The organism is Microvirga sp. BF8, from assembly GCF_059888585.1.
This window is the reverse complement of record NZ_CM187619.1, coordinates 1,090,306-1,102,053: the sequence shown is the minus strand read 5'-3', so window position 1 is coordinate 1,102,053 and position 11,748 is coordinate 1,090,306. Positions and strand designations below refer to the sequence as shown.

Here is an 11,748-nt window from a genome sequence, read left to right as displayed (position 1 = left end):
ATCGATACGGCCATCGAAAGGCTCCTTAGCCGCCGAAAAGCTTGGAGAACTTGTTCTTGTCGTCTTCAATCCGTCCGAGGACGGGCTTGATGTCGATCGGCATGATCTTGATCTTTGCATTCTCTGGCAGCCATGCCGGGCGACCGACGCTTTCCTTGGCCGGGAGATAGCCTTGCGAGAGAGCAAGTTTCTGACCGGCGTCGGACAGGATGAAGTCGATGAACTTCTTCGCCGCGGCAGGATTCTTCGCCGTGGAGAGAATAGCCACCGGCTCCGTGACAGCGGGAACGCCCTCGTCCGGGAATACGAAGTCGATCGGCGAACCTTTCGCCTTGGCGTTAAGCGCCATGAAGTCGACGAGGATTCCGTAAGGCTTCTCGCCGCTCGCGACGGACTTCAGAACGGCGCCGTTGCCGCGAACCGCAATCGTGTCGTTGGCCTTCAGCTTCTCGAAGTAGCCCCAGCCCAGATCGGGCTTTTCAGCAAAGCCCGACAGCAGGTACGCCGCGGCGCCGGAATAGAGCGGGCTCGGCATGACGATCATGCCCTTGTAGGAAGGATCCGCTAGGTCCGACCAATGCTTCGGCTTCTTGTCGGCGCCGGTATTGTAGGCAATGCCGGTGGTGATCAGCTTGCTGCCGAAATAGGTCTTGTCGGCATCGAAGGATTCCGGCGAGAATCCGGCGGTGTTCGCTTCCTTGTAGGCCGCGAGACGACCATCCTTCTTCAGGATCTCCATGCTGACGGCATCAGCGATGAACAGAACGTCGGGCTGCGGCGCTCCGGCGGCGAACTCCGCTGCGAGCTTGCTGAGAATGTCGCTGGTTCCCGAGCGGTAGACCTGAACGTCCACGCCAGGATTCGCCTTGCGGAATTCCTCGACGGTCTTGGAGGCATCGGCCTCGGGCTGCGACGTGTAAAGCGTCAACGTGTCCGCCTGGGCGGCGGAGACGATCAGGCTTGCGGCGAAAGCAAACGGCGCAAGCGTCAACCCCTTCAGAAAGTGCTTCATAGTTTTCCTCCTAGTGTTACACGATACCGGCATATCAGAGCATATCGCCGATCCGTCGTTTCTTATTCTTTTGGTTTGTCACCGATTGATGACGTCACGCGGAGACGATATTGTTCATTTGTTCACTGTCAAGGACAAATGTTCCAAATCGTCGATTGAGGCCAGCGCGAGACGGGGAGATTCAGCCTCCTTGAAGGCGCCGCTAAGGGATGAAGAGGGATGCCGACATCCAAGAAGAAGGGCCGCGAGACCGGGCTTCCCCTGGTCTCATCCGACCTCGAAGTGAAGACCGCCTGGCTCTACTATGTGGAGGGATTCACGCAGGAGCAGATCGCCGAGAAGCTCGGTGTCACACGGATCAAGGTCATGCGGACGCTCGCAGCCTGCACGGCCAACGGCGTTGTCACGACAACCATCAACACGCCGACCGCGGGCCAGATTCGGCTCGAGCGGGAACTTGAGAAGCGCTGGAACCTTGCCGCGACCGTCGTCGTACCGACCCCCAGCGACGAGAGGAGTCTCGAGAAGGCGATCGGCCATGCCATCGCCATGTATGTCGGCGAGCAGATGCACGATGGCGCGACCCTCGCCATCGGCGGCGGCGCCACGCTCTATGCCAGCCTGGCATTTCTGCCACGGCGCCAGCTCAAAGACGCGACGGTCGCGGCACTTGTCGGAAGCCTGCCGCACTCGCAATGGATCAATCCCTCGATCGTCGCCGTGAAAGTGGCCGAGGCGCTCGGAGCGGACAGCTACCAGATTACGGCACCGGTCATCGTCGACGACTCGGATCTGCGAGACCGCCTATGGGCACAGCCAACTCTGCAGTTTGCAAGGACTCGCGCTGAAGCCGCGGATATCGCCTTGCTCACCGTCGGCGATGTTTCACCGGACGCCACCATCTTCCGACACGGCATTGTCCCTTCGGACTTCATCAAGCCATTGAGAGCCAAGGGCGCCGTCGCCAATATTCTCTGCTTCTTCGTCACGTCGGACGGACAGCTGGTCGACCACGAGATCAATCGCCGGATCATGGCGATCGACCTCGATGCGGTCGGCAAGATCCCGAATGTCGTCCTGGCTGCCGGTGGAAAGCATAAGGTGGAGGCGATCCGAGCCGCCTTGAAGGCCGTTTCGGTTCGCGTGCTGATCACGGACAGCGAAACGGCGACGTCGCTCCTCGAAGAGGCCTGAGCGTCAGCAGTCTCGGCAGTCCACGACGGTCACCGCGCGCAGACGTGGCTTCCGCAGCCCTTCAGATGAGTCCACGGTCCTGAAAGAAGTCGTCCAATCCGACATGCCTCGTCGACTCGAACTCGTTCACCGCGTCCCGCACTCTCTTGCGCTGCAGGGCGAGGAAAGCAAAGACCTGTCCCATCTCGGACGAGACGCCAAAGCGTTTCCAGCGCTCGGCAATGTGCTCCGGCAGCCCGACATCGCGGCAGAAGTTTTCGAGGTCCGAATAGCCCAACTCCTGCACGACGACGTCGACGTCCGAGGGCGACAGGCGAGGCTCGACCGCATGGTCGACAAAGCGCTGGGCCACGAGGCGCAGGTCGTTCGGGGACGGGAGAGTGTGAATAGCCTTCGCAAGAACCTGCCTTATATCACTCTGATTGTGGGTACTCAATTTTCCCTCGCAAGTTGTAAAGGCGACATCGTACAATGAGATGGAGAAAACAGTAGCGTAAAGGGGTCCGCGCCGCTAGCTGCGACACCTGCTCCGTCGGGCCGGGAAGGCCACGGCCCCGACGATCTCCGCCGAACCTTCGCCAGCGGCTGTGCCCGCCTCGGCATTCCTATCCATGTCGTAGAGAAGGCTCTCAATCACACCTCTGGCACCTTCAGTGGGATTGTTGGCGCCTACCAAAGACATGACTTTGCCGCGGAGCGGCGAGACGCCATGAAGACCTGGGCCAACTATAGAAGTAGGCTTGCGGAAACAAACACATTCAAGTTTAGGCGCTGAGGAAGGACAACTGTCATCGCGCAATTCCTGGAAATACATTACTCATTGGGAAAATCCTGACTAGTTTGGGCGCGATAGTAGAAGCGTTGCTTCCTGAAGCATTCCAGCGAGCAAAATTATCAATGATGGGCTGCTTTAGATCGATATGCGGACCTTCAGCACTTCCGCAAAGTGCCAACTCCGGACCCAACATCGTTCTATGTCTCGGGCCAGCAATCAGGATGGACAGGAACGGTGTTGCAGGTGCCGAGGGCGCATAGGCGGCGTGAGCGGCTCGGACAGGACACGGCGCATCACTCATATCCGTAATTGCCATGCAGGTGGCCGAACCGGTCAAGCAACGGCCCGCAATTCGCGCCAAGATTCACAGCGACCAAGACGGAAGCCACGAGGCTGCGGCATGAGGCTGCTGAAGGAACCGCTGCTGCACTTCCTTGTCCTCGGCGGTCTGCTGTTTGCCGCCTATAATGCGTTCGGCCCGAGGGAGGACAAAGCCGCTGCAACGACGGCCGTTAGGATCACCGCAGCCGATGCCGAGTGGTTGACGGAGATGTGGACACGCCAGTGGCGCCGCCCGCCGACGGATGAGGAGCTCGCGCGTCTCGTCGCAGACCATCTCCGGGAGGAGGTGCTCGCCCGCGAGGCGAAGGCGCTAGAGCTCGATGTCGGTGACACCGTGATCCGTCGCCGGCTGGCACAGAAGATGGCCTTCCTCCTCGACGGCACCATTCAGGTGGCTGAGCCTCCCGAAGCCGAGCTGCGCACTCTCTACGAGCGGCGCCCGGATCTCGTGCGCACTCCGCCACGGGTGTCGTTCACCCAGGTGTTCTTCCGCCGTGAGCACGGCGACGGCCGCGTCGGCGCAACCCTCGCCGCCCTGTCAGCGGGGTCCGCGGTTCCGGAGGACCAGGGAGACGGCCTCCTGCTCGGCGACAGCTTCGCGGACCAGGACGAGCAGACGCTCGGCAACCTGTTCGGCCTCTCGTTCGCGCGAAGCGTCCTCGGTCTCCCGCTCGGGCGCTGGTCGGGGCCTGTCGAGTCCAGCTACGGGCTGCACCTGATCAAGGTCACAGGGGTGTCGCCTTCCGAGGCGCGTCCCTTTGCCGAGGTCCGCGAGCGGCTCGCCGGGGAGTGGCGCCGTGACAGACAGGAAGCGGCCCAGGCCCAGCTTCTCCGGGGACTGCTGCAAAAGTACCGGGTCTCTGTTGACCCGTCCGTACGACCGTTCCTGGGCTCTCTCGCCGATCAGGTGGAGGTCCGGCCATGAGATGGCTTCCGGTCCTTGCTGCCCTGGCTACTTTCCTGTTCCCGCTCGCCGGGCGGGCGCACGAGGTCCGGCCTGCCTACCTCGGCCTGAATGAGGATCGGCCCGGCGAGTTCAGCGTGTTGTGGAAGACGCCGATGGCGGGCGAGATGCGCCTTGCCCTGGACCCTGCCTTCTCGGGCCTGGTCGAGGTCCTGACCCCGGTTGCGGCTCGCAGAACGGGGGATGCTGTCGTGCAGACCTGGCGCCTGCGGGCAGACAACCTGCGCGGGCACAACCTGCGCATCGAGGGCTTGGACGCGACGCTCACGGACGTGCTCGTCCGCGCTGCATTCGCCGATGGCAGCACCTGGGTCGAGCGCCTCACGCCGCAGCGGCCGGAGGCCCTGATCCCAGCCCGCCCAGGCGCCTGGAGCGTGGCGGGAACCTATCTCGGCCTCGGGATCGATCACATCCTCATGGGCGTCGACCATCTGCTGTTCGTGCTGGCCCTGTTGCTGCTCACGACCGGAACATGGCGGCTGGTGAAGACCGTGACCGCCTTCACCGTGGCGCACAGCATCACGCTCGGGGTGGCGACGCTCGGTATCGTCCACGTGCCGCCCAAGCCTGTCGAGGCGGTGATCGCACTCAGCATCGTGTTTGTGGCGACTGAGATCCTGCACGCCCGCCGGGGACAGCTCGGACTGGCGGTACGCCTGCCGTGGATCGTCGCCTTCACTTTCGGACTGCTGCACGGGTTCGGCTTCGCTGGCGCGCTAAGCGAGATCGGTCTGCCGAAGGGGCAAATTCCCGCGGCGCTCCTGTTCTTTAACCTCGGTGTCGAGGCCGGCCAGTTGCTGTTCATTGCGGGCATGCTGGCCCTCGTCACCGTCGCGAAGCGCGTCCGGGTGGCGTGGCCCGCCTGGGCGGAGCTGGTGCCGCTCTACGCCATCGGGACCGTGGCGATGTTCTGGGTAATCCAGCGCGTGGCATTGCTCTGAGCCCAAAACTGCGTTTGGCGCGCGGCAGAGATCGGGTCGGTGGAGCTGAGCAAGGGAGGACGACATGGTGAGGGCGACATTCGAGCGTTCGGCTCTGACGGTCCTGATGACGCTTGGCCTGCTCTCGTCGGCCGGAGCTCAGGACGTTGGCACGCCAACCCGGGAGCAGATCGAGAAGGTGCTGCCGAAGCCGCCTTACTCTCCCTATGCCAACCGCGACTTTCCCACCCGGCCGTACTTCGGCGACACCCACCTCCATACGGCGTTCTCCTTCGACGCGGGCGCCTTCGGGGCGCGGCTGGCGCCACGGGACGCCTACCGCTTCGCCCGGGGCGAGCAGGTGACGGCCTCCTCCGGCCAACCGGTGAAGCTCTCCCGTCCACTCGACTTCCTCGTGGTCTCAGACCATTCCGACAACATGGGCTTCTTCCCCGACCTGTACGCCGGAAAGCCCGAGGTGCTGGCCGATCCGACAGGCCGGCGCTGGTACGACATGATCCAGTCCGGCAGGGGCGCGGATGCGGCCATCGAGATCATCCAGGCCTTCTCAAAGGGGACTTTCCCGAAGGACCTCATCTATGCCCCCGGCACGCGGCCCTACCGCGGCGCCTGGCAGGAAACGATTGCGGCCGCCGAGCAGTACAACGAGCCGGGCCGCTTCACCGCCTTCATCGGCCACGAATGGACCTCAAACACGGGCGGCAACAACCTGCACCGCAACGTCATCTTCCGCGACAACGGCGATCGGGCGAGCCAAGTCGAGCCGTTCACGGTGTATCCGCCCGGGAGCGATAACCCGACGGAACTTTGGAAGTGGATGGGGGCCTACCAGGACAAGACCGGCGGCAGCGTGTTGGCCATCTCTCACAACGGCAATCTCAGCAACGGCCTGATGTTCCCTACCGTCGAGGCCTTCGGCAAGAAACTCGATCGCGAATATGCGGAGACACGAGCGAAATGGGAGCGGCTCTACGAGGCCACTCAGACCAAGGGTGACAGCGAGACCCATCCCTTCCTGTCGCCCAACGACGAGTTCGCCAACTTCGAGCGCTGGGATTTCGGCAATCTCGATGGCAGTGTCGCCAAGACCAAGGAGATGCTGGAGTTCGAGTATGCCCGCTCAGCGCTGAAGAACGGCCTCAAGCTCGGGCAGACGCTCGGGGTGAACCCGTACAAGTTCGGCCTCATCGGCAGCAGCGACGCGCATACGGGCCTCACCGCCATGGAGGAGGACAACTTTTTCGGCAAGACAACACCCCAGGAGCCCAGCCCGGAGCGCATGCGCGCCACCTTCTTCGATAACCCGCAGACCCACATCAAGGTGATGGACTGGCAGGTCTCCTCCTCAGGCTATGCCGCCGTGTGGGCGAAGGAGAACACCCGCGCTGCCCTGTGGGACGCGATGCAACGCCGGGAGACCTACGGCACGACCGGGCCGCGGATGATCGTGCGCTTCTTCGGCGGCTGGGACTTCGTCCCGCAGGACGCGGAGAGCCGCCTTCCCGCCTACACCGGCTACACCAAGGGCGTGCCCATGGGCGGCGACCTGCGGGCCGCGCCACAAGGCAAGTCGCCCACCTTCCTGGTGGCCGCGCTGAAGGATCCGCTTGGGGCGAACCTTGACCGCTACCAGATCGTCAAGGGCTGGCTGACGAAGGACGGCCAGCTCGAAGAGAAGGTCTATGACGTCGCCTGGGCCGATCCGGAGCGGCGCAAGCCCGGCGCGGACGGGAAGCTGCCGCCGGTCGGCAGCACGGTCGACGAGGCGAACGCCACCTGGACGAACACGATAGGTGCACCTGAGCTCGCGACGGTCTGGACGGACCCCGACTTCGATCCGAGCCAGCCCGCCTTCTACTACGGCCGGGTGATCGAGATCCCGACGCCGCGCTGGACTGCCTACGACACGAAGCGGTTCGGGACGCAGCCCCTGCCGGGTACGCCGATGACCATCACCGAGCGCGCCTACAGCTCGCCAATCTGGTACGCGCCGCAATGAGGCAGCGGCATGGTGAATTCGGGCAGCGGGCAAGGCAGGGTCGCATCTGCACAGGGTTCAGAATATCCGGTTCGCTAAGGATTGCTGCCTGCGAGCTTAGGTCTCAGTCGTGCCAATTTCGGTCGTTCGCTGCGGTTACCCAGGCATCCTATGACGTTCCCAACGACGTCATCTATTTCCAGGGGCCTTATACTCTGGTGGCACATGAAGGGTCTCGATTGAAGTCCACCCGATACAGTTCCTCAGGATGGGCGCCAGGTAGGCTTGGCTGCCTCTGATTTCCACCACACGGCACGGATAGGCTCTGCGGTCGCCTACAGGTCGGTAAATCACTGTCGCTCCGAGTCGGATGCCGTGGCTCGCGTGGGCCCGAGAGGAAGTTTCAACCTTGCAATCCCCACCCTTCATGGGATCGGGATGGGCCGCGGCCCCGTTGCATCCTCTCATGCGCGCAAGGGCAGCAATGACAACGCGGGCCTGCTCCCGATAACGCTCTGTCACCGCCCTCAGGAGGGGCCCCTGCTGGCGTCCTGGATACCAAGCTGTCCCACCAATCTTCGCCAGTTCCTCAGCAACAACTTCTACCTCCTCCTCGGTCATGCGGCCCTGTTCCTGGTGGTGTTGAGGGTCTGTCCGAGTCCACGCCCCGTGTACAGCTTGTGGAACAGGTAAAAGCCGTTCAACCGTACACCGGCGACGGCAGCGCACTCACGGAAACCCGGCGGCGCGGCATTTGACGGACCAAGGGGGGCTTCACGCGCCCACAGCTCCGGAAGCAGAAACCCGGGCAGAGGACGATCTGCAGCCACGGCACAGATCAGTTGAGGTCGCTGCTTGGTGCGGTAAAGGTGATAGGTACACCCGCGCTTGGCGCCGCCCGGCTCCTGCATCACTGTCAAGGTGCTTCCCCGTGGCTGATGCTCTTAAACTTAGCAAACTGATACTGACCAACATGCACGGCTCCGGCGAGGTGTCATGGCGGAACATCCCTACGTAGAAAACCGGTGCCCTTGTCCCATCGTAGTCGTTAACACAGGTTAATCGGATCGAGTTATCTCCGGCATCACCAGTTCTCAGTTCCGATTGTGACCGACGCCCTGCATTGGGGCGCCTTTTTGATGAATTGCGAGGAACAATGGCAACCAACAGGCGATTCAACCAAACGCCACCGGACAAGGCGAACGAGCTTTTCGAGAGGCTCCTCGCCACCTCAGACAATGCCGTCAGAACCCGCGAGCGGCTGTTGGCCGACCTGAAAGAGGAGTTGGAGCTCCTGGCCGGTCTTCAAGAGCAGCACCTCTTTCCGATCCTGACAAGGCACGGGATGCAGGAACTTGTGCGGGACGCCACCCGCGACAACCAGGAAACGAGAGCGCTCCTGATGGAATTGGAGCGCATGCCGAAGAATGCCGCCGAGTTCATCGGCCAAGTGACCGAGCTTAGGCGAACGTTCCAACAACACATCCGCGACGACAAGAAGGAGTTGCTTCCCGCTGTGCTCAAGGTCCTGAGCGACGAGGAAGTTACCGCAGTCATTGAAAAAGTGGAGGACGAGATGGCAACCATTGACGAGACCAGGCGAGCCGATGCCCGACATACCCGCGAGCAGGGCGAAACGGAGGGCGTCGCGGACACCATGAAGGCGGGAGTGGAAGGCGCTCTGACTATGGCACGGGCCATGCAGGAGACCATGGAAAACAGCCTCGGTGCCGTCTCGGAGATAGCCCGGCGCTCCACCGAGCACGCTGTACGGCTCTTTGGATTTCCCTCCGGGAATGCAGAGGATCCAACCGGAAAGACATCGGAGAGCCTCCGCGCCGTGACGCAGTCCGGCACCGCTCTGGCGCGTGGTGTTCAGGACGTATCTCGCGAGGTCTTCGAACTGAGCCAGAAGCGCCTGCAACGGAACCTTGATGGTCTCAACCAGCTTGCCCGCTGCCGATCAATCGCTGATCTGGTGGCGACTCAGAGCTCCCTCCTTCGCGACAACCTGCAACAGACCCTCGACAACAGCCGCCGGATTGCAGAGCTCACGATACAGGTGGCCGATGAGGCGACCCGAGGCGCGACTGTGCAGGCTCAGCGCTTTAACCGCGTGGCGTAAATCTCGACAGCCGTAATTGTGTTGTACTCCTGGCCACGAGCCAGGAGTACAACATCACGCAGCTTACTGCTTTTGTTTCAGCACCAGTTCAGCGCACTGGCAGTTTGGCTTGTAGACCTGCCATGACAGTAATCTGTACCAGTTCGGGTAGACTTTGGGCCCCTAGCCGCTCCATGATGCGTGCCCGATGCGCTTCGACCGTGCGCGGGCTGAGCCCCAGGTCCCGTGCAATCGTCTTGTTAGTGCCACCAGCCAGCAGCCCATCCAGCACATCCCGCTCGCGGGGTGGCAACGCTGCAAGGAGCGCCTTCACACGTTCAGTCGCCTGATCCTGCTCGACCCTTTCGCGGATGGTGGCTTGGGCCGAGGCGAGCGCATCGAGCACCTGTTCAGGTTGGTACGGGACGTCGAGGAAATCCACGGCTCCGGCCTTCATCGCCTGAACCCCAACCGCAACATTCCGACCGGCCTCTCCGAGCACAATGACCGGCAACTCGGCCCGGCGCGTCTTCAACTCCCTGGGGATCGTCAGCCCACCGGCTTCGGGGCTGCGAGTATCGAGCACCACGCAGCCAGGCACCAACACTGGCAAGACCTCGAGGAAAGAGCGGGCCGACACAAAGGATTTCGCCTCGTAGCCGGCGCCTTGGAGCAGAAGGCACAGGTCCCGACGCGAGGCCTCGTCGCCATCCACCACATAGACGATGGAGCCCTCGTGTTGGGTGAGGTCCTGGGCGATGCCGCCAACCCGACGGATCCGGCCCTGCTCATCTCGGATCGGGAAGAACGTGTCGCGGATCCAGCGCACGCCACCGTCAGGCCGGATGATGTGGTACTCGTGTGTGCCTTCCTCCCCGCGTTGGACGCGCTCGAGAGTGGTGCTAGCGCGCTCGCGGTCGTCCGGGTGAAGAGCCTTGGCCCAGTGACCCGGATCGCGTAACGCGGCCTCCACAGGCTCGCCCCAGATCGCCTCGTAAGCCGGGCTAACGTATTCCATCTCATGGGTTTCGAGATCCTGGATCCACAGCACCGTAGAAGAGTGCTCGGCAAACTGCCGGAAACGCTCCTCACTGCCCCGGAGGGCCGTCTCGGCCCGGACCCGTAGGATCGAGGTCCAGGTGCGTTCGGCCACTTCCTGAACCAGCGATACTTCGTCATCGCGCCAATGGCGCGGCTCGGTCTGATGAACATAGAGAGCTGCGACCAGCCGGCCGTCCCTGACCAGGGGTGCAATGATGGTTGAGCGCTTTCCCGCCCGGAGGAACTCGGCAGCGACCGGATCTTCTGCGGTGAGCGGATGCGCCAAGGCATCGTCGATGCACACTGTGCGACCCGTCCTCAACTCGCGATCGATCAGGGGGCCAAAGTTACTGGTCCGGTACTCGCCAGCAAAGCTTGGAGTCGCGGCATCGGCCCAGTCACGCTCAACGGCAAAGGATTCGCCACTCTCCTTCAGCTCATAGTACCCGGCGCGGTTCGCCCTCAGGTGGCGCCCCAGCATCTCCGCGGCAGTGGTCGTGACCTCGCGCGCCTCTGCCACCCCGCGCAAGCGTGTGCTCAGATCGACCAGAAACCGAAGCCTCTGCTCAGTGAGCACGCGCTCGGTCGTCTCCTGCAAGATAATCAGAACACCACAAAGCTGGCCAGCGCCGTCCATGACAGGGCTGATTGAGCCGGTCCACCAAGTCTCCTCGGGGTAGCCTCGTCGCTGCACGATGTCGATGGGCACGTCTTGAACATAGGTCGTTTCGCCACGAAGGGCTCGCGTAACCATCGGCGAAACGGTGTCCCAGATCTCAGACCAAGCCTGCCGCAGAGGTTGCCCGAGTGCCTCCGGCCTTTTCCCGCGTAGTTTGAGGGCGGGGTCATTGTAGAAGGTGATGAGGTCCGCCCCCCATGCGAGATAGGTCGCGAATGCGGAGTGGAGCATGTTGCCGAGGGTGACACGGAGTGCTTCTGGCCAAGTGTCCATGGGCCCGAGCGGCGAGCCTGACCAGTCATATGCCTGGATTCGAGGCCCCATGGTGCTGCCCGTCAAAAACTGCATCGTGTGCAAGCTTCCATATCTCCGTCGATGGCCATCGATCGCCACAGACCAATCTTGGCAATGAAAGGTCTGCACCTCGACCAAGGGCATCAGCCGCGCTCATCGACCATTCTGCTCGTTCGAGGATTCCATACTGTCATGACGCAGGATCGCATCGATCGGCTGGAAGGTACTAATCCCTCGTAGTATGCCGACATGACAACGCGCATGCGCCCGAATAGATGAGCCTTACCGGCACCATTACTATTGCCCCCTATGGGCCGGACTTTGGAGCGCCCCTTGGGAAGAGAGGCGCTTTCTTTTTGAAGTCGTACCAAGGCCAGGAAACTTGTCTCGCGGATCGCCAAACTCCGCTACGAACGGGTCTCAG

The 11,748-nt window shown here is 62.4% G+C and carries 8 protein-coding genes; 5 read left to right on the top strand and 3 right to left on the bottom strand.

Annotated elements, in window-relative coordinates; translation table 11 throughout:
- Positions 1–25 precede the first annotated feature (25 nt).
- Entirely contained in the window at positions 26–1,012 is a 987-nt protein-coding gene (locus tag AC522E_RS05220; protein WP_500749325.1) for an ABC transporter substrate-binding protein, read from the bottom strand.
- Positions 1,013–1,231: 219 nt separating this feature from the next.
- Here AC522E_RS05220 and AC522E_RS05215 point away from each other — a divergent pair, with 219 nt between their 5' ends.
- Positions 1,232–2,206: a sugar-binding transcriptional regulator gene (locus AC522E_RS05215; RefSeq protein ID WP_500749324.1), complete on the top strand. Its 975-nt coding sequence runs from the start codon at positions 1,232–1,234 to the stop codon at positions 2,204–2,206.
- A 61-nt stretch (positions 2,207–2,267) separates the two neighbouring features.
- Here AC522E_RS05215 and AC522E_RS05210 read toward each other — a convergent pair whose 3' ends face one another.
- Positions 2,268–2,642, bottom strand: coding sequence for a hypothetical protein (locus AC522E_RS05210; protein WP_500749323.1), 375 nt, complete (start codon positions 2,640–2,642; stop codon positions 2,268–2,270).
- A gap of 739 nt (positions 2,643–3,381) precedes the next feature.
- On the opposite strand from AC522E_RS05210, the gene AC522E_RS05205 reads away from it, so the two are divergent.
- The 4 genes from AC522E_RS05205 (at position 3,382) to AC522E_RS05190 (ending at position 9,331) form a co-directional block, all read left to right on the top strand.
- Entirely contained in the window at positions 3,382–4,248 is an 867-nt protein-coding gene (locus AC522E_RS05205) for a peptidyl-prolyl cis-trans isomerase (RefSeq protein WP_500749322.1), read from the top strand.
- Positions 4,245–5,228, top strand: a complete 984-nt coding sequence (locus tag AC522E_RS05200) for a HupE/UreJ family protein (protein ID WP_500749321.1) — start codon at positions 4,245–4,247, stop codon at positions 5,226–5,228. The genes AC522E_RS05205 and AC522E_RS05200 overlap by 4 nt, the downstream gene beginning before the upstream one ends.
- A 64-nt stretch (positions 5,229–5,292) precedes the next feature.
- On the top strand, positions 5,293–7,227 hold the full coding sequence (locus AC522E_RS05195; protein ID WP_500749320.1) for a DUF3604 domain-containing protein: 1,935 nt from the start codon (positions 5,293–5,295) through the stop codon (positions 7,225–7,227).
- A 1,135-nt stretch (positions 7,228–8,362) separates the two neighbouring features.
- A complete protein-coding gene (locus AC522E_RS05190) occupies positions 8,363–9,331 on the top strand; it encodes a phasin family protein (RefSeq protein WP_500749319.1) in 969 nt (322 codons plus the stop codon).
- An 88-nt stretch (positions 9,332–9,419) separates the two neighbouring features.
- Here AC522E_RS05190 and AC522E_RS05185 read toward each other — a convergent pair whose 3' ends face one another.
- Positions 9,420–11,378, bottom strand: coding sequence for a PAS domain-containing protein (locus AC522E_RS05185; RefSeq protein ID WP_500749318.1), 1,959 nt, complete (start codon positions 11,376–11,378; stop codon positions 9,420–9,422).
- Positions 11,379–11,748 lie beyond the last annotated feature (370 nt).